This window comes from Streptomyces sp. NPDC048257 (assembly GCF_043201855.1).
Taxonomy (GTDB): domain Bacteria; phylum Actinomycetota; class Actinomycetes; order Streptomycetales; family Streptomycetaceae; genus Streptomyces.
Genome location: NZ_JBICZI010000004.1, coordinates 394,206 through 415,416, shown reverse-complemented (window position 1 = coordinate 415,416; position 21,211 = coordinate 394,206). Strand labels below are relative to the sequence as shown.

Annotated in this window: 19 protein-coding genes; 14 read left to right on the top strand and 5 right to left on the bottom strand. The window is 73.0% G+C overall.

The features are described from left to right. Positions 1-56: 56 nt before the first annotated feature. The 3 genes from ACGFZK_RS12480 to nudC are packed head-to-tail and all read left to right on the top strand — an operon-like array spanning position 57 to position 6,110. Entirely contained in the window at positions 57-3,683 is a 3,627-nt protein-coding gene (locus tag ACGFZK_RS12480; RefSeq protein ID WP_393848813.1) for a UvrD-helicase domain-containing protein, read from the top strand. Positions 3,684-3,693: 10 nt separating this feature from the next. Next, a complete protein-coding gene (locus ACGFZK_RS12475; RefSeq protein WP_393848812.1) occupies positions 3,694-5,100 on the top strand; it encodes a dipeptidase in 1,407 nt (468 codons plus the stop codon). A gap of 53 nt (positions 5,101-5,153) precedes the next feature. Continuing rightward, on the top strand, positions 5,154-6,110 hold the full coding sequence (gene nudC, locus ACGFZK_RS12470) for an NAD(+) diphosphatase (RefSeq protein ID WP_393848811.1): 957 nt from the start codon (positions 5,154-5,156) through the stop codon (positions 6,108-6,110). 204 nt (positions 6,111-6,314) lie between these two features. Here nudC and ACGFZK_RS12465 read toward each other — a convergent pair whose 3' ends face one another. After that, a complete protein-coding gene (locus ACGFZK_RS12465; protein WP_393848810.1) occupies positions 6,315-6,575 on the bottom strand; it encodes a mycoredoxin in 261 nt (86 codons plus the stop codon). Positions 6,576-6,745: 170 nt separating this feature from the next. Here ACGFZK_RS12465 and ACGFZK_RS12460 point away from each other — a divergent pair, with 170 nt between their 5' ends. The 5 genes from ACGFZK_RS12460 (at position 6,746) to ACGFZK_RS12440 (ending at position 10,598) form a co-directional block, all read left to right on the top strand. Continuing rightward, a complete protein-coding gene (locus ACGFZK_RS12460) occupies positions 6,746-8,911 on the top strand; it encodes an ATP-dependent DNA helicase UvrD2 (RefSeq protein ID WP_393848809.1) in 2,166 nt (721 codons plus the stop codon). A 178-nt stretch (positions 8,912-9,089) separates the two neighbouring features. Beyond that, the gene (locus tag ACGFZK_RS12455) at positions 9,090-9,401 is read left to right on the top strand and encodes a hypothetical protein (RefSeq protein WP_393848942.1); all 312 of its coding nucleotides are present in this window, start codon (positions 9,090-9,092) and stop codon (positions 9,399-9,401) included. Between the two features lie 192 nt (positions 9,402-9,593). Further along, a complete protein-coding gene (locus tag ACGFZK_RS12450; RefSeq protein WP_393848808.1) occupies positions 9,594-9,965 on the top strand; it encodes a WhiB family transcriptional regulator in 372 nt (123 codons plus the stop codon). Next, on the top strand, positions 9,962-10,291 hold the full coding sequence (locus ACGFZK_RS12445) for a hypothetical protein (RefSeq protein ID WP_393848807.1): 330 nt from the start codon (positions 9,962-9,964) through the stop codon (positions 10,289-10,291). The genes ACGFZK_RS12450 and ACGFZK_RS12445 overlap by 4 nt, the downstream gene beginning before the upstream one ends. Positions 10,292-10,391: 100 nt before the next feature. Next, on the top strand, positions 10,392-10,598 hold the full coding sequence (locus tag ACGFZK_RS12440; protein ID WP_393848806.1) for a hypothetical protein: 207 nt from the start codon (positions 10,392-10,394) through the stop codon (positions 10,596-10,598). Positions 10,599-10,617: 19 nt separating this feature from the next. Here ACGFZK_RS12440 and ACGFZK_RS12435 read toward each other — a convergent pair whose 3' ends face one another. Both ACGFZK_RS12435 and ACGFZK_RS12430 read right to left on the bottom strand, forming a co-directional pair. Next, entirely contained in the window at positions 10,618-11,946 is a 1,329-nt protein-coding gene (locus tag ACGFZK_RS12435) for an ABC1 kinase family protein (RefSeq protein ID WP_393848805.1), read from the bottom strand. 43 nt (positions 11,947-11,989) lie between these two features. After that, positions 11,990-13,150, bottom strand: coding sequence for a ThiF family adenylyltransferase (locus ACGFZK_RS12430; protein ID WP_393848804.1), 1,161 nt, complete (start codon positions 13,148-13,150; stop codon positions 11,990-11,992). 125 nt (positions 13,151-13,275) lie between these two features. Here ACGFZK_RS12430 and ACGFZK_RS12425 point away from each other — a divergent pair, with 125 nt between their 5' ends. From ACGFZK_RS12425 to ACGFZK_RS12410, 4 genes are all read left to right on the top strand, one after another. After that, positions 13,276-13,911: a M48 family metallopeptidase gene (locus ACGFZK_RS12425; RefSeq protein ID WP_393848803.1), complete on the top strand. Its 636-nt coding sequence runs from the start codon at positions 13,276-13,278 to the stop codon at positions 13,909-13,911. Between the two features lie 149 nt (positions 13,912-14,060). After that, on the top strand, positions 14,061-15,686 hold the full coding sequence (locus ACGFZK_RS12420) for a TerD family protein (RefSeq protein WP_393848802.1): 1,626 nt from the start codon (positions 14,061-14,063) through the stop codon (positions 15,684-15,686). An 11-nt stretch (positions 15,687-15,697) separates the two neighbouring features. Next, positions 15,698-16,387, top strand: coding sequence for an AIM24 family protein (locus ACGFZK_RS12415; RefSeq protein ID WP_393848801.1), 690 nt, complete (start codon positions 15,698-15,700; stop codon positions 16,385-16,387). A gap of 17 nt (positions 16,388-16,404) precedes the next feature. After that, on the top strand, positions 16,405-17,166 hold the full coding sequence (locus ACGFZK_RS12410) for an AIM24 family protein (protein WP_393848800.1): 762 nt from the start codon (positions 16,405-16,407) through the stop codon (positions 17,164-17,166). Positions 17,167-17,250: 84 nt separating this feature from the next. Here ACGFZK_RS12410 and ACGFZK_RS12405 read toward each other — a convergent pair whose 3' ends face one another. Together ACGFZK_RS12405 and ACGFZK_RS12400 are read right to left on the bottom strand one after the other, a co-directional pair. Continuing rightward, a complete protein-coding gene (locus tag ACGFZK_RS12405; protein ID WP_393848799.1) occupies positions 17,251-17,781 on the bottom strand; it encodes an NUDIX hydrolase in 531 nt (176 codons plus the stop codon). Next, the gene (locus tag ACGFZK_RS12400; RefSeq protein ID WP_393848798.1) at positions 17,778-19,184 is read right to left on the bottom strand and encodes a zinc-dependent metalloprotease; all 1,407 of its coding nucleotides are present in this window, start codon (positions 19,182-19,184) and stop codon (positions 17,778-17,780) included. The genes ACGFZK_RS12405 and ACGFZK_RS12400 overlap by 4 nt, the downstream gene beginning before the upstream one ends. Positions 19,185-19,376: 192 nt before the next feature. Here ACGFZK_RS12400 and ACGFZK_RS12395 point away from each other — a divergent pair, with 192 nt between their 5' ends. Together ACGFZK_RS12395 and ACGFZK_RS12390 are read left to right on the top strand one after the other, a co-directional pair. Then, positions 19,377-20,543 (top strand): SDR family oxidoreductase, encoded by a 1,167-nt coding sequence (locus ACGFZK_RS12395; RefSeq protein ID WP_393848797.1) that lies wholly within the window; start codon positions 19,377-19,379, stop codon positions 20,541-20,543. A gap of 136 nt (positions 20,544-20,679) precedes the next feature. After that, the gene (locus ACGFZK_RS12390; protein ID WP_393848796.1) at positions 20,680-21,141 is read left to right on the top strand and encodes a molybdenum cofactor biosynthesis protein MoaE; all 462 of its coding nucleotides are present in this window, start codon (positions 20,680-20,682) and stop codon (positions 21,139-21,141) included. The last annotated feature ends 70 nt before the right edge of the window (positions 21,142-21,211 follow it).

Sequence of the window (21,211 nt, the reverse complement as noted above, 5' to 3'; positions counted from 1 at the left end):
GGGTCGCGGCGTCCGCGGCGGTCGGGGCTGTCGGTGGGGGCGGCTAGCCTTTTTACGTGCCCGCGCGTCCGCCCGTCCTCACCGACCCCGAGCAGCTCAAGGAGCTCCTCGGGATCCCTTTCACGCCCGAGCAGATGGCCTGCGTCACCGCCCCGCCCGCCCCGCAGGTCGTCGTCGCGGGCGCCGGCTCCGGCAAGACCACCGTCATGGCCGCCCGCGTGGTCTGGCTCGTCGGCACCGGCGCCGTCGCCCCCGAGCAGGTGCTCGGCCTGACCTTCACCAACAAGGCCGCCGGTGAACTGTCCGAGCGCGTACGCACAGCCCTGGCGCGGGCCGGGATCACCGACCCGGACCCCTCCCCGGCCGATGCCGACGCGGTCGGCGGAGAGCCCCGCATCTCCACCTACCACGCCTTCGCCGGACAGCTCCTGAAGGACCACGGCCTGCGCATCGGCCTGGAGCCCAGTTCCCGGCTGCTCGCCGACGCGACCCGCTTCCAGCTCGCCGCGAAGGTGCTGCGCGAGGCCCCCGGCCCGTACCCCTCGCTCACCAAGTCGCTCCCCGACCTGGTCGGCGACCTCCTCGCGCTCGACGGGGAGCTCTCCGAGCACCTGGTCGAGCCCGAGCGGCTGCGCCTCCACGACACCGGGCTGCTGGGCGTGCTCGCCGACACCAAGCTCACCAACGAAGACCTCCGCAAGGTCCCGGAGGCCGTGCGCGGCCGCCTGGAGCTCCTGGAACTGGTCGCCCGCTACCGCGCCGCCAAACGCTCCCGAGACCTCTTCGACTTCAGCGACCAGATAGCCCTCTCCGCGCAGCTCGCCACCACCCGGCCCGAGGTGGGGGCGCTGCTGCGCGAGGAGTTCCGGGTGGTCCTGCTCGACGAGTACCAGGACACCTCCGTCGCGCAGCGGCTGCTGCTCTCCGGCCTCTTCGGCGCGGGCTCCGGCCACGCCGTGACCGCCGTCGGCGACCCCTGCCAGGCGATCTACGGCTGGCGCGGGGCCTCCGTCGCCAACCTCGACGACTTCCCGGAGCACTTCCCGCACGCCGACGGGAGCCCCGCCACCCGGCTCTCCCTCAGCGAGAACCGGCGCAGCGGCGGACGCCTGCTGGACCTGGCCAACGGCCTCGCCGCCCCGCTGCGCGCCATGCACGAGGGCGTCGAGGCGCTGCGGGCGGCGCCGGGGGCGGAGGGCGCCGGGCAGGTCCGCTGCGCCCTGCTGGAGACCCACGCGCAGGAGCTCGACTGGCTCGCCGACTCCGTGGCCCACCTGGTCCGCACCGGTACGGAGCCGCGCGAGATCGCCGTACTGTGCCGCTCCGCCGGGGACTTCGCGCAGATCCAGGCCGTGCTGGTGGACCGGGACGTCCCGGTGGAGGTCGTCGGCCTCTCCGGGCTGCTGCACCTGCCCGAGGTGGCCGACCTCGTCGCCGTCTGCGAGGTTCTCCAGGACCCGGGCGCCAACGCCTCCCTGGTCCGGCTCCTCATCGGCCCGCGCTGGCGGATCGGCGCGCGCGACCTGGCCCTGCTGGGCCGCCGGGCACGGCTCCTGGTGGGCCGGGCGCCGGCCGGGGCCGACCCGGACGAGCGGCTCGCGGCGGCCGTGGAGGGCGTGGACCCGGCCGAGATCGTGTCGCTGGCCGACGCCCTGGAGACCTTCCTCGACGGCGCCGGACAGGCCCCGGACGACCTCCCCTTCTCGGCGGAGGCCCGCATCCGCTTCGCGCACCTCGCCCAGGAACTGCGCGACCTGCGGCGCTCCCTCGCGGACCCGCTGATGGACGTCCTGCACCGGGTGCTGACCGCCACCGGCCTGGAGGTGGAGCTGTCCGCGTCCCCGCACGCGCTGGCCGCCCGCCGCCGCGAGACGCTGTCGAACTTCATGGACGTGGCGGCCGGTTTCGCCGCCCTGGACGGCGAGGCCACGCTGCTGGCCTTCCTGGCCTTCCTGCGCACGGCCGCCCAGTACGAGAAGGGCCTGGACCACGCGCTGCCCGGCGGGGAGAACACGGTCAAGGTGCTCACCGCCCACAAGTCCAAGGGCCTGGAGTGGGACGTGGTGGTGGTCCCGGACCTGTGCGCGGGGGCCTTCCCGAAGGAGAAGCCGCCGGAGGCCTGGACCTCGTACGCGAAGGTGCTCCCGTACGCGCTGCGCGGCGACGCGCCCACCCTGCCCGGGGATCCGGCCTGGACCTCCGCGGGCCTGAAGTCGTTCAAGGCCGCGCTCAAGCACCACAAGTCGGTGGAGGAGCTCCGCCTCGGCTACGTGACCTTCACCCGGCCGCGCTCGCTCCTGCTGGCCTCGGGCCACTGGTGGGGGCCGAGCCAGAAGAAGCGCCGCGGCCCCTCGCCGTTCCTCGAGGCCCTGTACGAGCACTGCGCGGCCGGTTTCGGCGAGATCGAGGCCTGGGCGCAGGAGCCCGACCCCACCGCCGAGAACCCGGCGCTGTCCGGCGAATCCACCCCGGACCACTCCTGGCCCCTCCCGCTCGACCCGCACTCCCTCACCCTGCGCCGCGCGGCGGCGGCCCTGGTGGAGTCCTACCTCGCGGCCCCGCCCCCGGAGGAGGACGACTCCTACCTCTGGCCCCCGGACTGCGAGGACCCCTCGTACGAGGAGGAACCCTGGGCGGCCGACGCCCCCTGGACCGACGGTCCGTGGGGCGAAGCCCCCGCCCCGCAGGGCGATGGCCTCCCGGCCCCCCTGGGGGTCCGGGGCAGCGCCCCGGTTTCGGGAAGGCGCGGGGTGGGAGAAGAATCCGGCCCGGCCGACCCCGCCGCGCCGCTCGACGACGACCTCTGGCCGGAGGCAGCCCTCTGGGCCCCCGCCCCGCCGGACGACGACCTCTGGCCGGAGGCCGGCGCCCGGCCGCCCGCTCGCGGCGGCGGCGCAGCCCCGCGGCCGGGCACCAGTGCGGCCCGCAACGGCGGCGGCGCAGCCGGACCGGACCTGCCGCCCGAGGAGGCCCGCGCCGTCGCCTCCTGGGACCGCGATCTCGACGCCCTCGAGGGCGAGCTCCGCCGCGCGCGCGCAGCCGTCCGCGACGTGGAGCTCCCGGCCGCCCTCTCCGCCAGCCAGCTGCTCCGGCTCGCCGCCGACGAGCAGGGCTTCGTACGCGACCTCGCCCGCCCCATGCCCCGCCCCCCGCAGCCCGCCGCCCGCCAGGGCACCCGGTTCCACGCCTGGGTGGAGTCCCGCTTCGACGAACTGCCGCTGCCGTTCCTCGACGTACTCGACCCCGTCACCGACCTCCCCGGCGCCGGCTCCGACCAGGAGATCGCCGACGAGGCCGACCTCGACTCCCTCAAGGCGGCCTTCGAGCGCAGCCCGTACGCGGACCGGCCGCCCCACCGCATGGAGGCCCCGGTCCAGATCACCCTCGCCGGCCGGGTCGTCCGCGGCCGGATCGACGCCGTCTACCGGAACCCGGACGGCTCGTACGAGATCGTCGACTGGAAGACCGGCCGGACCACCGAGGCCGACCCCCTCCAGCTCGCCGTCTACCGCGTCGCCTGGGCCGAAGCCACGAACACCTCGCTCGACCGGGTCTCCGCCGCCTTCCTGCACGTCCGCAGCGGCCGCGTGATCCGCCCCCGCAACCTCCCCGACCGCGCCCGCCTTGAGCGGATCCTCCAAGGCAAATCGGACCCGGACGGTGCCCATCAGGCGGACAGCTAGGCTCGTGGGCATGAGCGACACCCCGCCGGACAACGTCGTCCGCACGTACATCGACGCCCACCGCGGCGCCTTCCTCGACGACCTCGCCGAGTGGCTCCGCATTCCCTCCGTCTCGGCCCAGCCCGAGCACGCGGGCGACGTACGCCGCAGCGCCGAATGGCTCGCGGCCAAGCTCAAGGAGACCGGTTTCCCGGTCTCCGAAGTGTGGGAGACCCCCGGCGCACCCGCCGTCTTCGCGCACTGGCCGAGCGAGGACCCGGACGCCCCGACCGTCCTCGTCTACGGCCACCACGACGTGCAGCCCGCCGCCCTCGCCGACGGCTGGCACACCGACCCGTTCGAGCCGGTCGTCCGCGACGGCCGCATGTACGGGCGCGGGGCCGCCGACGACAAGGGGCAGGTCTTCTTCCACACCCTCGGGGTACGCGCGCACCTGGCGGCCACCGGCGCCGCCGCCCCCGCCGTGCACCTCAAGCTGATCGTCGAGGGCGAGGAGGAGTCCGGCTCCGTCCACTTCCGCGACCTCGTCGAGACCCGCGCCGCCGAGCTCGCCGCCGACGTCGTGATCGTCTCCGACACCGGCATGTGGTCCGAGACCACGCCCACCGTCTGCACCGGCATGCGCGGTCTCGCCGACTGCGAGATCGACCTGCACGGTCCGGACCAGGACATCCACTCCGGCGCCTTCGGCGGGGCCGTGCCCAATCCGGCCACCGCCGCCGCCCGCCTCGTCGCGGCCCTGCACGACGCCGACGGGCGGGTCACGATCCCCGGCTTCTACGACAACATCGCCGAGCTCACCGACGCGGAGCGGGCGCTCATCGCCGAGCTGCCCTTCGACGAGTCCGAGTGGCTGCGCACGGCCAAGTCCCACGCGGCCGCCGGCGAGGCCGGTTACTCCACCCTGGAGCGCGTCTGGGCCCGCCCCACGGCCGAGGTCAACGGCATCGGCGGCGGCTACCAGGGCCCCGGCGGCAAGACCATCGTGCCCGCCTCCGCCCACCTGAAGCTGTCGTTCCGCCTGGTCTCCGGGCAGGACCCGTACGAGGTCGAGGCGGCCGTCAGGGACTGGGTCGCGGCCGCGGTCCCGGACGGGATCCGTCACTCCATCACCTTCGGCGCCCCGACCCGCCCGTGCCTGACCCCGCTGGACCACCCGGCCCTGCAGTCCGTCGTGCGGTCCATGGGCCGCGCCTTCGGCGAGAAGATCCGCTTCACGCGGGAGGGCGGCTCCGGCCCCGCCGCCGACCTCCAGGACGTCCTGGACGCCCCCGTCCTCTTCCTCGGCATCTCCGTACCGTCCGACGGCTGGCACGCGCCGAACGAGAAGGTCGAGCTGGACCTCCTGCTCAAGGGCGTCGAGACGACCGCCTACCTGTGGGGAGATCTGGCCGCCCACCACCGCACCACCGCCTGACACCGACGCACACACCCGCCGTACCAAGCCTGCCTGTCCCACCACCGGGGGAGTTGGAAGTACCTGTGAGCACCCAAACCGAGCGCCCTCTCGCCGAGCGGCCCCTCTCGCTCGCCGCGCCCAGCGGGATCGACCGCGCCGCGCACCACCGCCTCGACGAGGCGTGGCTCGCCGCGGCCTGGAGCCACCCGACGACCCGCGTGTTCGTCGTCTCCGGGGGCCAGGTCCTGATCGACGACACCCCCGACGGCGGTACCGGCATCGTGATGACCCCGGCCTTCGAGGCCCCGGTCACCGAGACCCACCGCTACTTCCTGGGCACCGACGAGGACGGCGTACGGTACTTCGCGCTGCAGAAGGACGCGCTGCCCGGCCGCATGGACCAGTCGGCCCGCCCGGCCGGTCTGCGCGAGGCCGGACTGCTGCTGCCGCCCCGTGACGCCGGCCTGATGGTGCACGCGGTGGCGCTGGAGAACTGGCAGCGGATGCACCGCTTCTGCTCGCGCTGCGGCGAGCGCACGGTGGTCGCGGCCGCCGGGCACATCCGGCGCTGCCCGGGCTGCGGCGCCGAGCACTACCCGCGCACCGACCCGGCCGTGATCATGCTGGTCACGGACGACCAGGACCGCGCGCTGCTGGGCCGCCAGGTGCACTGGCCGGAGGGCCGCTTCTCCACCCTGGCCGGCTTCGTGGAGCCGGGCGAGTCCATAGAGCAGTCCGTCATCCGCGAGGTGTGGGAGGAGGCGGGCGTCAAGGTCGGCGAGGTCGAGTACGTGGCCAGCCAGCCGTGGCCCTTCCCGTACAGCCTGATGCTGGGCTTCACGGCCCGCGCCACCACCTCGGAGATCACGGTGGACGGCGAGGAGATCCAGGAGGCCCGCTGGTTCTCCCGCGAGGAGCTGCGTGCGGCGTTCGCGTCGGGCGAGGTGCTGCCCCCGTCGGGCATCTCCATCGCCGCCCGGCTGGTCGAGCTCTGGTACGGCGAGCCGCTGCCGAAGGCTGCCGCGTAACCTTCGTCACACAGCGGAGGGGGCCCCCCCCCGCGGGGGGGGGCCCCCCCGGGGGGGGGGGGGCGCGGGGGGGGGGGGGCGGGGGGGGGGGGGCGGGCGGCGGGGGGGGGGGGCGGGCGCCCCCCCCCCGGGGGGGGGCCCCCCCCCGGGGGGGGGCCCCTCCGCTGTGTCCCTGTTCCCGCTGTGTTCCGTCCTGGCGGCCGGTCAGACGGCGAGGGCCTGCTTGACCTGGGCCAGGCTCGGGTTCGTCATGACGGACTCGCTGCCCCCGGCGGACTTCACCAGCACGGTGGGAACCGTCTGGTTGCCTCCGTTGGCCTTCTCCACGAACGCGGCGGACTCCGGGTCGAGCTCGATGTTGATCTCGTTGAACGCGATGCCTTCCCGGTCCAGCTGGGTCTTCAGCCGACGGCAGTAGCCGCACCAGGTCGTGCTGTACATCGTGACGGTGCCCGTGTCCTGCATGCTGCGCTCTCCTTCGTGAGGGCTCGGTGGTCCGAGTACTCGAACGTACGGGACCCGGCGGCCATTCCCGTACGGTCGCCCGCGCACACCCGGTGTGACCGATACGACTGATACGTGCTGCCTGTGGACAACTTTCCCGTCCGACTCACGAGACCTGGCAGCATGGCGGGGTGACAGCAGCAACGCACTCCTCATCCTTCCCCGCCGCCGCCGACTCGGCCGACGCGGTGCTCCTGGGCCTCGACCCGGAGCAGCGCGAGGTCGCGACGACCCTGCGCGGGCCGGTGTGCGTGCTGGCGGGCGCCGGTACCGGCAAGACCCGCGCGATCACCCACCGCATCGCCTACGGCGTCCGGTCTGGGCAGCTCATGCCGGCCAGCGTGCTGGCCGTCACCTTCACCAACCGCGCCGCGGGCGAGATGCGCGGACGCCTGCGCACCCTGGGCGCGGGCGGGGTCCAGGCCCGCACCTTCCACTCCGCCGCCCTGCGCCAGCTCCAGTACTTCTGGCCCAAGGCGGTCGGCGGGGACGTGCCCCGGCTGCTGGAGCGCAAGATCCAGTTCGTCGCCGAGGCCGGCGCGCGCTGCCGCATCCGCCTCGACCGCAACGAGCTGCGCGACGTCACGGGCGAGATCGAGTGGGCGAAGGTCACCCAGACCGTGCCCGCCGACTATCCGGTGGCCGCCCTCAAGTCGGGCCGCGAGGCCCCCCGGGACCTGGCCGAGATCGCCCAGATCTACGGCACGTACGAACAGCTCAAGCGCGACCGAGGCATGATCGACTTCGAGGACGTGCTGCTGCTGACCGTCGGCATCCTCCAGGACCGCCACGACATCGCCGAGCAGATCCGCGCCCAGTACCAGCACTTCGTCGTCGACGAGTACCAGGACGTCAGCCCGCTCCAGCAGCGGCTGCTGGACCTGTGGCTCGGCGAGCGCGACAGCCTCTGCGTCGTCGGTGACGCCAGCCAGACCATCTACTCCTTCACCGGCGCCACCCCCGACCACCTGCTGAACTTCCGCACCCGCTACCCGCAGGCCACCGTGGTCAAGCTGGTCCGCGACTACCGCTCCACCCCCCAGGTGGTCCACCTCGCCAACGGGCTGCTGAACCAGGCCAAGGGCCGGGCCGCCGAGCACCGGCTGGAGCTGATCTCGCAGCGCGAGACCGGCCCCGACCCCGTCTACGCGGAGTACGCGGACGAGCCGGCCGAGGCCGAGGGCGTCGCCCACCGGATCCGGGACCTGATCGCCGCGGGCGTCCCGGCCGGCGAGATCGCCGTGCTCTACCGCATCAATGCCCAGTCCGAGGTCTACGAGCAGGCCCTCGCCGACGCCGGAGTCCCCTACCAGCTGCGCGGAGCCGAGCGGTTCTTCGAGCGGCAGGAGGTCCAGAAGGCGATCCTCGCCCTGCGCGGAGCCGCCCGATCCGGTGGGAACGACCCGCTCCTGGAGGACGTCGTCGAACTGGGCTCCCAGGTCCGGGCGGTGCTGAGCTCCACCGGCTGGAGCAACGAGCCGCCCGCCGGCTCGGGCGCCGTGCGCGACCAGTGGGAATCGCTGGCCGCGCTGGTCCGCCTCGCCGAGGACTTCGCCCGGAGCCGGCCCGGGGCCACCCTGGCGGACCTCACGATCGAGCTGGAGGAGCGCAAGGCCGCCCAGCACGCCCCGACCGTCCAGGGCGTCACCCTCGCCTCGCTGCACGCGGCGAAGGGCCTGGAGTGGGACGCCGTGTTCCTCGCCGGCCTCACCGACGGCATGATGCCGATCACCTATGCGAAGACCGACGAGCAGGTCGAGGAGGAACGGCGGCTGCTCTACGTCGGCGTCACCCGGGCGCGGCTGCACCTGACCCTCTCCTGGGCGCTCTCCCGCGCCCCCGGCGGCCGGGCCTCCAGGCGCCCCAGCCGCTTCCTGAACGGCCTGCGGCCGGGCTCCGCGGCCCCGGGGGCCGGACCGGGCTCCGCGGCCGAGCGAGGCGCACGCAAGCGCGGCCGCCGCGGACCGGTGCTGTGCCGGGTCTGCGGCAAGACCCTGACCGAGGCCGGCGAGCTGAAGCTGATGCGCTGTGAGGACTGCCCGTCCGACATGGACGAAGGTCTCTACGAGCGGCTGCGGGAGTGGCGCTCGGCCCAGTCGAAGGAGCAGGGTCTGCCCCCCTACTGCGTCTTCACGGACAAGACGCTGATGGCGATCGCGGAGGCCGCGCCCTCCGAGGAGGGGGAGCTCTCGATGATCTCCGGAGTGGGCGGCCGTAAGCTTGACCGGTACGGCGCCGATGTCCTTGCCATCTGCGCAGGTCAAGAGCTTGAGGCCGGGCATCCTGACGACGCGTAGAAACTCGTCGGAAAAATAGTTTGCACATGCCCAGCGAAGACCCATAGGTTCTTAGCAACGGAAACGGTGGCTTCTCCGAAGCCCTGGATCCGTGCTGTACTTATCCGAATACGTATGGGACAGGCCCCCGGGCCGGTCCCCGAGACGCCGAGAGGAGGCGAGACCAGTGACCAGCTTCATGACCTTCACCAAAATGACCGATCGCTCGGTCGACGCTTCCTGCCTGCTCGGTTCCGTCTCCCTCCTGGGTACCGGTGTGTCCGCGATTTCCGCCGACCGCCCCACCCTGCTGGCGACCCTTCCGGTCAGTGAGCGCAATGAGCGACCGATCCAGGCACCGGTGGCAGTACTGGCAGCAGAAGCGCAGACGCATGGCGCCTATGGATTCGCTGCCGCAGCCGGTGCCGGATCCCAGAAGAAGCAGACGAAGCAGCAGCACCACCTGATGTGGGCCTTCCGCGGGCTCGAACCCTGGAGTGATCCAGTCTGATCGCATGATCAGGCCGGCGCCTTCAGGGCCGCGGAACCCCACCCGGGATCCGCGGCCCTTCTGTTTGTCCCCGACCGGGGACGACGGAGCGAAGGGGCCTCGGGACTGGCAGAACCAGTCGGTGTGAGAGCGCAGCCCGACCCGGCCGACCGGCCGGAACGACTAGCCGAACAAGACGAGGAAGAAACCACCGTGCAACTCGAAGCGCACGCCCCGTCCGTACCGCAGACCCAGCTGATCTCCCCGCCCGCAGTCCCGGAGGACCACGCCTTGACCCCGCTCACCGCGCTGACCGCGCTCGACGACGCCATCGAGAACCTCGGTGTGCCCGTCCCGTGCCGCACCTTCGACCCCGAGGTCTTCTTCGCCGAGTCCCCGGCCGACGTCGAGTACGCCAAGTCCCTCTGCCGCACCTGCCCGCTGGTCGAGGCCTGCCTCGCCGGGGCGACCGAGCGCCGCGAGCCCTGGGGTGTCTGGGGTGGCGAGCTCTTCGTCCAGGGTGTCGTCGTCGCCCGCAAGCGTCCCCGAGGCCGTCCGCGCAAGAACCCGGTTGTCTCGGCATGACCGCCATCGGCACCATCGACCGCCCCCTGACGCACGACCCCTTGAAGCAGGCCCTCATGACCGCCCACACCACGAGCGAGCAGCCGCACGGCGCCGCCCACGCAGACTTCATCACCGCCGGCGCGATGACCTCGCGTCAGAACAGGACCCGCGAAATGCAACTCATCCCAGAAGCCCTGGCTCGTGCCCATATGGACGAGCTCATGCGTGAGGTGGACGCCGAGCGTCACGCCGTGCGCCTGGTCACCGCCCGCCGCATGCAGCGGCGAGCCGAGCGCGTCTCCATGCGCGCCCGCCGCGCACTGGCCATGGCCGTCATGCACTGAGAGCTGAAAACAGCATCCCCGGGGGGACCGGTCCGCACGGACCGGTCCCCCCGGTGCGTTGCGCAGGGCTGCCCGCCCCGTACGGGGATATCGTCTGGAGGTGGACCAGCCGACTCCCCACCCCGGCCCGTCGGGATCCGAGGCCCAGCCCGTCGTCTGCACGGGCTGTGGCACCAAGGCCCCGGGCGAGACCCCGCCCACCTGGACCTGCTCGGTGGAGAACGGGACCAGACAGTACTTCTGCGTCGACTGCGCGCGCGCCAACCTCCGGGCGATCGAGGGCAGACTCGACTCGTCCTGGTGGTGATACCGGACGCCCCGCGCCCCTACTCGGCGGAGGCGAACCCCGGCAGCCAGGTGTCCAGTTCGTCCCGCAGCCGCACCGTCGCGCCCAGCTGACACAGCACCCCGATGGTGCTCAGCGCCACACGGTGGATCAGCAGGTACGAGGGCGGCAGATTGATCTGCCGGCCCAACTGGTGCGCGGGGGAGCGAGGATCGGCGATCCGCGCCGCCTGGCCGCGCAGCCACGGCCGGGTGAAGGTGAACTCCTCGGCCTCGGCGGGCTCGATGATCGGCTTCAGGTAGTCGAGCACCGCGTCGGGGTCGAGCTCGATGGACTCCTTCACGAACCCCTCGGCGCACAGGTGCCCGTAGACCCCCTCGGCGTCACCGTCCAGGGTCATCCGCAGCGACCTGCCGATGGGCTTGGGCCAGCCCCCGGGCAGCCGGTCGACCGTGCCGAAGTCCAGGACGCCCAGCCGCATCCGGCCGTCCGCCCCCGGTATCAGCCGGAAGTTGCCCGGGTGCGGGTCCGCGTGGAGCAGGCCGGTGCGCGCCGGACCGGAGAACAGGAACCGGGCCAGCAGCTGTCCGGCGCGGTCCCGCTCCTCCTGGGTGCCGTCGGCTATCACCTCCGACAGCGGGGTCCCCTCCATCCACTCGGTCACCAGCACCTGGTCGCCCTGGTGCACGACGTCCGGCACGACCACGTCCGGGTCGTCCACGAAGGCGTCCGAGTGCGTCCGCTGGGCCTCGGCCTCCAGCTCGTAGTCGAGCTCCTCGGCGACCCGGTCGCGCAATTCCTTGATCAGCGGCTTGATCTCCATGCCGGGGATCAGCGGCCCCAGCAGCCCCGCGAACCGGCCCAGCTGCTTCAGGTCCGACAGCAGCGCCTCACCGGCCCCCGGGTACTGGACCTTCACGGCCACCTGCCGGCCGTCGTGCCACACCGCCCGGTGTACCTGCCCGATCGAGGCCGCCGCGGCCGGCTTGTCCTCGAACTCCTCGAACAGGTCCCGCCAGTCGGCGCCGAGACGGTCCGTCAGCACCTGGTGCACCGTCGCCGCGGGCAGCGGCGGGGCCGCCTCCTGGAGCTTGGTCAGCGCCGCCCGGTAGGGCCCCGCGACTTCCTCGGGCAGGGCGGACTCGAAGACCGACAGGGCCTGCCCGAACTTCATGGCACCGCCCTTCAGCTCCCCGAGCGTGCGGAACAACTGCTCGGCGGTGCGCTGTTGGAGCTCGCGCGCCACGATCTCCGCGGACTTGCCCCCGATCCGCTTGCCCAGTCCCCACGTGGCCCGGCCGGCGATGCCCAGTGGCAGCGCGGCCAGCTTGACGGTACGGGTGACCGCCTTCCGGGGAAGATCAGACATATGCCCCTCCATGTCCCAGACAGCTGCGCCGCGAACGGCGGATTCAGGATGGGCTCCGCCGGCCGACAGCCTCAACGCATCCTGTCATGGCCCTCCCGGCCGGTTCCCCCCGATCCGCCTCCGGCGGCCCGCCCGCACCACAGGGGCAGTCGGGGTGCGGTGGGATCGGGGTGGACTCCCAGTGGAGGGCGGGTAGGGCCGCCTCCCAGCGGGCACCGGTGGACGCGGGCAGTTGCCCGTCGAGGAAGGCCAGCGCGTGGGCCGAGGCCAGCCCGGCGACCGCCGTGGACAGGCCCAGGTCGCACGCGGCGCCCGCGCGGCGCCGGTGGGCCGAACGCCACTGCACCAGCATCCTCGGCCAGGCCGCGTCCCCCTCCACCCGGTCGCGCTCCATGCACCCCGCGCAGGCCGTCGCACCCGGCAGCACCAGCGGCCCGACCAGCCCCGTCCCCTCCAGCACCCCCGCGTACAGGTGCGGGATGCCCGCGGCGACCCAGTCGGCCGCGTCGTCCGGATCCGGGGCCCAGGCCTGCAGCCCGTCCCGGGGCGCGACCACCACCAGCGCCAGCCCCGGCTCCGCCCCCTCGTCCTCCCCGGCCCGCGGGACGCGCCCCGGGGCCGACCCGCGCACCAGGCTGCCCGCGGACTCGGCCCGCAGCCGGCCCACGCTCGCGCCGTCCAGCCCGCCCGGCGCCACGTCCGCCGCCTCCGCGCGGCCCCCGTCGAGCACCTCGACCCGGCCCACGCCGGCTCCCGCCAGGACCGCGGCGATGACGGCGCCCACCCGGCCGCTCCCGCGCACCCGGACCCGTATGGCGCGGCGCGCCGCCATCCCCCGTAAGTCCCCGCCCGGCTCCCGGTGGACCAGGGACAGCGAACCCAGATCGGGAGCCAGTCGCTCCAAGGTCTCCGGATGCCCCCGCAGGGCCTGGGCCCGTGGTCCGCCCGCGGTGGCGTCGTCGAGCAGACCGGCCCCCGCCAGCGTCCTGACCACATCGTCGGCCCGGCCGTCCGGCAGCCCCATCCCCGAGGCCTCGGCCCGCAGCAGGTCCATCCCCCGGGTCCCGTCGATCCGGTCGATGAGCGCGCCCGTCGCCGTGTCCACGGGGCCGAGCACCACCGCGTGGGCGGGTGTCACCCCGAACTGGACCGTCTGCAGATCCCGCCACGCCCGCGCCAACGCCGGCTTCACCTTCGGATACATGTCCGGTCCCCCTCGATTTCCCGTGCGCACTCGCGCCGCTCGTTTCCCGCTCTTCCGCCACAGTGCCCGCCCACCGGAATCCGTGCAGGAATTTGTCCACAGGTGCGAGGTATTAGGCATATGAGATGAAGGGAAATGGTGTTCCGGAAATCGGCTGCGAATCCCTCGTGTTCGACCCCCGGACGGGCGGGACTTCCGCCACCGCCACCGGGTACCGTCGTGGCGTGTCCGCCGACCCCCAGCGCGCCGTCGAAGTCCGCCGGAGCGCGCGCCGCCGCAGGACCGTATCCGCCTATCGCGAGGGTGACCGTACGGTCGTCCTCATCCCTGCCCGGATGTCCGAGGCGGAGGAGCAGCGCTGGGTGGGCGTCATGCTCGACAAGCTGGCCGCCCAGGAGAGCAAACGCACCTTCGGGGACGCGGAGCTCACCGAGCGCGCCGCACAGCTGTCCGAGCAGTACTTCGGCGGCCGCGCCCGCCCCCGTACGGTCCGCTGGGTCACCAACCAGAACACCCGCTGGGGCTCCTGCACCCCCGCCGAGGGCAGCATCCGGCTCTCGCACCGGCTCCAGGGGATGCCCGAGTACGTCGTCGACTACGTGCTCCTGCACGAGCTCGCCCACCTGCTCGTACCCGGTCACGGACCCCGCTTCTGGGAACTGCTGGAGGCGTACCCGCGCACCGAGCGGGCCCGCGGATACCTCGAGGGCGTGGTCGCCGCCGAGCGGCTGGCGAAGGTTCCGGCCGCCCGCGACGAATAAGAGACGAAGGAGACCGGGCGGCCGACGGCCGTCCGTCACGTCACACAGAGTGTTTTGTACCGGGTCGGTACCGGCTTGGCCGGATGTCGGCAGTTGCCGTTAGCCTGAGCGGCACGCATTCACAGTCGGGATGGGGGACGGTCGTACGTATGGCCAGGGAATTCCAACGCGGCCACAAGGCCAAGATCAGTGATCTCACGGCGGGGACCGATCTGTACGTAGGCGTCCAGATCGCCGGGTCCGGACTCGCCTTCGACATCAGCTGTTTCGGCCTCGACGCCAATGAGCAGCTGTCGGACGACCGTTACTTCGTCTTCTTCAATCAGCCGAAGTCGCCGGAAGAGTCCATTCAGCAACTCGGTGCGCAGTCGGGCGACACCGAATCCTTCCGGGTGACGCTGGACCGCATTCCGGCGTCCATCCACAAACTGTCCTTCACCGCCACCATCGACGGCGCCGGACAGATGTCGCAGATCGGCCCCGGCTACATCCGGATCGTGGCCGGCGGCGAAGAGGTCGTGCGGTACGCGTTCACCGGTGCGGAGTTCACCACCGAGCGGGCCGTGATGCTCGGCGACTTCTACCTGAAGGACGTGTGGCGCTTCGCCGCAGTCGGCCAGGGCTTCGACGGCGGGCTCGACGCGCTCCTGCGCAACTTCGGCGGCGAAGTCGCCGAGGAGGCGCCGCAGCAGCAGGCCCCGGCCGCCGCCTCGCCCGGATTCGCCCCCCCGCCCCAGTCCGCCGCCCCGGCCCCGTCGTTCGGCGCCCCGGCCCCGGCACAGCAGGCCCCGCAGGCCCCGGCCCCCGCGCCGTCCTTCGGCGCGCCCGTGCCCGCCCCCGGCGCCGTCCCGCAGCCGCAGTACCAGCAGCCCGCGGCCCCGGCCCCGGTGCACGCCGCGCCCACCATGGCCGCGCCGCTCGCCCCGCAGGCCCCCGCGCCGTACGGCCAGCCGCAGCAGCCCTCGTACGGCCAGGTGCCCGGACAGGTACCGCCGCCCGGCCCGGTCCCCGCCCCCTACGGGCAGCAGCCGGGCTACGGTCAGGTCCCCGGCCAGCCCCCGGGCCAGTTCCCCGGCCAGCAGCAGGGCTACGCCCCCCAGGCCGCCGCCCCCGGTGGCGGACTCGCCGCCGCGCTCCAGCCGTACAAGGAAGCCCCCACGGGCAGCCGCTGGACCCCGCAGAACCAGCAGCTCATGCGCGTCGACCTCTCGATGGGCGGCCAGGCCGTCCTCGCCCGCCAGGGCAGCATGGTGCTGTACCAGGGCAAGGTCGACTTCAGCTACAAGGGCGCGGGCTTCGCCGGCCGCGTCGTCGGCAACGCCACCGGCCAGGAGATGCAGCTCATGCGCTGCACCGGCCGCGGCCAGGTCTTCCTCGCCGAGGACGGCGCCCACCTGCACGCCATCGAGCTCCAGGGCGACGGGATCTGCGTCTCCGCCGAGGCCGTCCTCGCCTTCGACGAGTCGCTGCAGCACGAGATCCGCCGGATCGAGGGCCACGGCATCCCGGGTGGCGCCCTGTTCACCATGCAGTTCCAGGGCACCGGCACGGTGATCGTCAAGACGCACGGCGTCCCGGTGGTCCTGCCCGTCACCCCGACCACCTTCGCGGACAGCAACGCCATCGTCGCGTGGTCCTCCGCCTCGCAGGTGATCCTTTCCAGCCAGGTCCGGCTGCGGCGCAACGCCTACCCCGGCCACAGCGGGGAGACCGTGAACCTCCAGTTCCGCGGAGCTCCCGGCAACTTCATCGTCGTCCAGCCGTACGAGGTCTGAGGGAGCCCGACATGAACGCAACGAACCAGCAACTCGCGGGCTACGCCCCCACCCCCGTCACGGCCCGCATGGAGAACCACGGCCGGGCCATGCTCAGGGTCGCCATGCAGAGCGGCCAGGACCTCTTCGCCCGCACCGGCTCGATGGTCGCCTACGAGGGCTTCGTCCAGTACGAGCCCAACCCGCCGGCCGTCCGCCAGATGGCCTCGCAGTGGGTCACCGGCGAAGGCGCCCCCCTGATGAAGTGCACCGGCGACGGCCTGCTGTACCTCGCCGACTACGGCGCCGACGTCGTCGTCATCAACCTCAACAACGACTCGCTCTCGGTCAACGGCACCAACCTGCTCGCCTTCGACGCCCACCTCCAGTGGGGCGTCGAGCGGGTCAAGGGTCTCGCCAAGTTCGCCGGCCAGGGCCTGTTCAACGTGGAGATCGCGGGCACCGGGTGGGTCGCCCTGACCTCCCGCGGCACCCCGATCGTGGTCGACTGCGGCCGCGGCGAGGACGAGACGTACGTCGACCCCGACGCGCTCGTCGCCTGGTCGCCGAATCTCAAGGTCAAGGGCAAGCGCAGCTTCAAGGCCTCGTCGATGATCGGCCGGGGCAGCGGGGAGGCCTACCAGATGGCCTTCTCAGGCCAGGGCATCGTCGTCGTACAGCCCAGCGAGGACAGCACCGACCGGCTCCGGGCCCGGGGCTGAGGGGGAGCGGACACATCATGCAGAGCACACTTTTCGCCCACGCCGAGGCCCAGTCGCAGGAGCGGTACGCCATCCAGAACCCGCAGTTGCTGCGGGTCTCGCTGACCGGCTCCGACGACGTGCTCGCCCGTAAGGGCGCGATGGTCGCCTACCAGGGACTCATCGACTTCGACGGGGAGTACCAGAGCACCGGCCAGCGCAATGCCCGCCGCCGCACCGGCGAGGGCCTGGACCTCATGCGCTGCTCCGGGCAGGGCACGGTCTACCTGGCCAACCTGGCCCAGTACGTCCACGTCGTGGACGTGGACGTGGACCAGGAAGGCCTCACGGTCGACAGCAGCTACGTGCTGGCCCTGGACTCCACCCTGCACACCGAGGTCATCGCGGTGGACAGCCAGTACGGGATCTCCGGCTCGGGCAAGTACCAGCTCAACATCACCGGCCGCGGCAAGGTCGCGCTGATGACCTCCGGGCAGCCGCTGATGATGCACGTGACGCCCGACAAGTACGTCAACGTCGACGCGGACGCGATCGTCGCCTGGTCCACCTCGCTGCGGGTGCAGATGCAGGCCCAGACGCACTCCAGCGGGGTGTGGCGGCGGCGCGGCAACACCGGCGAGGGCTGGGAGCTGAGCTTCCTCGGCACCGGCTTCGCGCTGGTGCAGCCCAGTGAGGTGCTGCCGCCGCAGAACGCCCAGCTCGGCCAGGGCGTCGCCGCGCAGTTCGGGATGGGCCAGCACGGCTCCCACGCGCAGAACCAGAACAACGCCTGGAACTGACGTTCCAGGCGACGGCGAAGGGGCGGCCCCACCAGGGACCGCCCCTTCGCCGCGTCCGCGTCCGCGTCAGCGGCCGCGCGCCGCTCAGCCCCCGAGCCGGGCCAGGGTCGCCTCCAGCAGCCGTACGACGGACGTGTCGGCCACCGCCGCCACCTGCCCGTACGGGAACCAGCGCAGGTCCAGGGACTCCTCGCTGATCTCCGCCACCGCATCGGCCGGAGCCAGCGCGGCGTACTGCACGTCCAGGTGCCAGTGGCACGGAGCCGGGATCGCGTGCCGGTCCAGGCGCACCGGTCCGCCGTCGAGCAGGGTCAGCCCCGACGCGATGCCCGATTCCTCGCGGGCCTCGCGCAGCGCCACGTCGGCGAGGCTCCGGTCACCGGGCTCGCAGTGCCCGCCCATCTGCAGCCACATGCCGAGCTTCTTGTGCAGGGTCAGCAGTACGCGCCCCCGCGCCGGGTCGATCACCAGCGCACTGCCCGTGACGTGCCCGGCCCCGCAGGGCTTGTAGACCCCGTCCGGGTGGGCCGCCAGGTGCTCCAGGTAGAGCTCGCGCAGCTCCGGCTGGTCCTCGTACGCCTTCAGTACGAGGACGGCGTCTTCGTGCAGGCTCACTTCTTCTCGTCGCCGTCCTGCTCGCGCTTCTCGGCGGCCTCGCCGAGCATCTTGTCGATCTCGGAGAAGTCCAGCTGCTCGCGGTGCACGAAGCCGTCCGGGTCGTCCAGGTCGGAGGCCGTCGGCAGCATGTCCGGGTGCTCCCACAGGCCGTCCCGGCCGTCCACCCCGCGGGCGTCGGTGAGCGAGGCCCACAGCCGCGAAGCGTCCCGCAGCCGGCGCGGGCGCAGCTCCAGGCCGATCAGCGTCGCGAAGGTCTGCTCGGCCGGGCCGCCCGAGGCGCGCCGCCGCCGCATGGTCTCGCGCATCGCGTCCGCCGAGGTCAGCCGGGGCTTGGCCGCCTCGTGCACCACCGCGTCGACCCAGCCCTCGACCAGCGCGAGCGCCGTCTCCAGGCGGGCCAGGGCGGCCTTCTGCTCGGGGGTGTCCTGCGGCTGGAACATGCCGCCCTGGAGCGCTTCCTGCAGCTGCTCCGGATTGGACGGGTCCAGCTGGCCGACGACGTCCTCCAGCTTCGAGGTGTCGACCTTGATGCCGCGGGCGTAGCCCTCGACCGCGCCGAACAGGTGCGAGCGCAGCCACGGCACGTGGGCGAAGAGCCGGGCGTGGGCCGCCTCGCGCAGGGCCAGGTAGAGCCGCACCTCGTCCGAAGGCACGCCCAGGTCCTTGCCGAAGGCCTCGATGTTCAGCGGAAGCAGCGCGGCCTTCCCGGCCGGACCCAGCGGCAGGCCGATGTCCGTCGAACCGACGACCTCGCCCGCGAGGGTGCCGACGGCCTGGCCGATCTGCTGGCCGAACATGGCACCGCCCATGGAACGCATCATGCCGAGCAGCGGGCCCGCCACGGCCTGCATCTCCTCGGGCAGGACCCCGCCCATGGCCGCGCCGACCCGCTCCGCGACCGGGTCCACGAGCTCCTTCCACACCGGGAGGGTCGCCTCGACCCACTCGGCGCGGCTCCATGCCACGGCCGTCGTGGCGCCCGAGGGCAGCGAGGTCACACCGTCCAGCCAGTGGTCGGCGAGGCGCACGGCCTCCTCGACGGCGGCCTTCTCGGCGATGCCGACGCTCGTGTCCTTCACACCGTCCGAGGTGCCCTGCGCGACGGTCTGGCGCGCGATGTCCTTGGCCATGTCCCAGTTCACGGGACCGCCCTCGTAGCTCAGCATCTGGCCGAGCTGCTGGAAGGCGGCGCCGAGGTCGTTCGGGTTCATCGAACCGAACATCGCGGCGAACGGGTTATCCGCGCCGGGGGTGCCCGCGGCGCCCGGCAGGCCCATGCCGGGGAACCCGAAGGGATTCGCCGGGCCGCCCTGACCGCCCTGGTTGCCCTTCTTCTTGCCTTCGTCGCCGTTTTCCGGCTCCTCCGGCGGAAGGCCGAATCCGAATGGGGTGTCGCTCACGGGTTTCCTCGGCTCGTAGGGCCGCCGGCGGGAGCCGACGGGCAATGGTCCGACAACACCACCCAGCGTAGACACCGCGGCCGCATCCGGGCTCGGTGCTCCGCCGACTCCTGGGCTGCGGCAGGATGGACATCACCTGGTGGGTACGCGTCACGGCGCGTCCCTACTGAAGACAACCGCTGGAGACGCCCGGTGAGTTCCCCAGATCCGCAGTTTCGCGCGATGCCCGACGACGAAAACAGCTCCGAGCACGGTGACAGCGCCGCGGGCGTTCGCCAGCCGCGAAACCCGGCGGGCATCCGCCGGCGCAGCCCCGTGGTCGCCGTGACCGGCGCCGCGTCCGGTGTCGGCGCCGCGCTGGTGAGCCGCCTGGCCGCCTCCGACGAGGTCAAGCAGGTCGTCGCCATCGACGAGCGGCGCGGGGACTGCCCGGCCGCCCAGTGGCACATCCTCGACGTACGGGACCCCGCGATCGCCGAGAAGCTGCGCGGCGCGGACGTCGTCGTCCACCTCGCGCTGGACCTCGACCTGGAGACGGACCCGGCCGCCCGGACCGCGTACAACGTGCGCGGCACCCAGACCGTCCTCACGGCCGCCGCCGCGGCCGGCGTGCACCGGGTCGTGCTCTGCACCTCGGCCATGGTCTACGGGGCCCTGCCGGACAACGACATCCCGCTGTCCGAGGACTCCGAGCTGCGGGCCACCGCCGAGGCGACCGGCGTCGGCGACCTGCTGGAGATCGAACGCCTCGGCCGCCGCGCCCCGCGCGCACACCCCGGACTGAACGTCACCGTGATCCGCCCGGCCGTCCTGGTCGGCGGGACGGACACCGCCCTGACCCGGTACTTCGAGTCCCCGCGGCTGCTCGTGGTGGCGGGCTCCCGTCCCACCTGGCAGTTCTGCCACGTGGACGACCTGGTCAGCGCCCTGGAGTACGCGGCCCTGGAGAAGGTCGAGGGCGAGCTGGCCGTGGGCTGCGAGGGCTGGCTGGAGCAGGAGGAGGTCGAGGAGCTGAGCGGCATCCGCCGCATGGAGCTCCCCTCGGCGGTCGCACTGGGTGCGGCGGCCCGGCTGCACCGGATCGGCCTGACCCCGTCCCCGGCCGGGGACCTGGCGTACACGATGCACCCCTGGGTGGTCAGCGTCAGCGGGCTGCACGCGGCGGGCTGGCGGCCGCGCTGGACCAACGAGGAGGTGCTCGCCGAGCTCCTCCAGGAGGTCTCGGGCCGCCACACGGTCGCGGGCCGCCGGCTGGGCCGCAGGGACGCCGCCACGGCCGCCGGTGCGGCGGGCGCCACCGTGGCCCTGCTGGGTGCGGCCGCCGCGGTCCGCCTGGCGCGCAAGCGGCGCGGGATCTGACCGGACCCGCGGTCCGTCCGGCCGGGCGGACCGCGGGCTTCCGCGGGCCCGCCCTGTAGGAGGCTCCCAAGACCGCGGCCCCGCCCCGGGCGAATCTGCTATTTCGCCCTGTCAGCGGCTAGGGCACGATGAAGACATGGCACCGCACTTCGACCACCCCGGTGAGCAGGCCGCTTCGGACCCGATCCGGCTGCTCCAGATCCGCGAGACCGCCCTCTCGATCGACGAGGTCTTCCAGGCCGTCGGCGACGACGCGTCGGGCGGTACGACCCTCTTCGTCGGCACGGTGCGCAATCACGACAGCGGCGCGGACGTCGAATCCCTCGGCTACTCCTGCCACCCGACCGCCGAGATCGAGATGCGCCGTGTGGCCGAGCGCGTCGTGGCCAAGTTCCCGGTCCGGGCCCTTGCGGCCGTGCACCGCATCGGTGACCTGGCCGTGGGCGACCTGGCGGTCGTCGTGGCCGTGTCCTGCCCGCACCGCGGCGAGGCCTTCGAGGCCGCCCGGATGCTGATCGACGACCTCAAGCACGAGGTCCCGATCTGGAAGCACCAGACCTTCGGCGACGGCACCGAGGAGTGGGTCGGCGCCTGCTGAACCCCCGGTCAAGGAGCGGCACCCGGAAGGCGGTACCCTCGCACCCGTTCGGCCGCGCAACACGCCCTCG